Raw genomic sequence first — 1,153 nt, 5'->3', positions numbered from 1 at the left:
GCACCTGGGCCTAGCCGACCCCACCACCCCGACATTCAAAACCAAGGAAATCCTGCCAACTACTTGACGCGGGACAACCCTGGAGCCGACGATGAACCGCAGTCCAGCCGCATCGAGCTCTTTGAGGTTGGCTGCTGAGAGCATCCCGGCATCAGCAACGACGACCATGTCGGCGATGTCATGGCGAGCCTGGAACCGCCCGATGACCTCCAGCAGCGTCTTCGTTTCTGCTTTGCTGCCCTCGAAGCAGCCGATCTCCAGCGGAAACCCGGTCCGATCCACCAACAGGCCCACCACGATCTGCGGGTCCACGCGCCGTTCTTTTGAATATCCGACTTTGCGTAGTCCGTCCTCGTGCTCGGCTTCGAAATACAGGGTCGTCACGTCGTACATCACCAAGCTGACGTCTCCGTCGTTGACGGCGTGAGCGAAGCACTTCGACGTGATTGTGTCCCGGTACTTCTTCTCCTGCGCCCGAGCCAAATGCCGATAGATCGTTGACACGTGCGGGGCCGGCACCCCGAGTTCGGTCAGCACCCGAACCGTATCGCGCTTCGAGGTCGGCTCCACCAGCCTGGCCAGCACCACCTGCTTGAACACCTCATCACCGACCACGTCGAAACCCAGGTTCGAATACGCCGCTTCCAACGTCGACCACAGCACATCCGACACCGCCCCGAGCGTGTGCGGCCGGCTCACCACCGGCGCAGCGTCGACAGTGTGCGCAGGCTCCAGCAGCCGCGGCTGTCTCCCGGGACCGGGCAGCAATGATTCCTGCCGCACCGGATCTTCGATCCCAAGATCGAGCACTCCCTGATCACCGACCAAGATCTCGCCGGCACGATCCATCAGCAGGCCAAGCTCAGCATCGGTATGCGCGGAACCCACATGCTTGATCACCAGCAGCTTCCCACGGCGCTTTTCCACGACCTGGACCGCAGTCGCCCCTGACGCAGTCCGAACCTTCCTCACAAACGCCACACGATTAGTATCCCAAAACCACCATCCTGGAACACAAAGCCCCAGGTCACAGCCTCACACACTCCGAAACCAAACTCACGTGCGCGAAGTCAGGGATTGTCCCGCGTCAAGTAGTTGGCAGGATTTCCTTGGTTTTGAATGTCGGGGTGGTGGGGTCGGCTAGGCCCAGGTG

The 1,153-nt window shown here is 61.1% G+C and carries 1 protein-coding gene; it reads right to left on the bottom strand.

Annotation, left to right across the window (positions count from 1 at the left end):
- Positions 1-981: IS1634 family transposase (locus tag H9634_RS14345; protein WP_449727638.1), on the bottom strand; the 981-nt coding region annotated here is incomplete at its 3' end.
- Positions 982-1,153: the final 172 nt, after the last annotated feature.

The organism is Brevibacterium gallinarum (assembly GCF_014836885.1).
Classification (GTDB): domain Bacteria; phylum Actinomycetota; class Actinomycetes; order Actinomycetales; family Brevibacteriaceae; genus Brevibacterium; species Brevibacterium gallinarum.
Note: the sequence above shows the minus strand (reverse complement) of the source record. Positions and strands in the feature narration are given on the sequence as shown.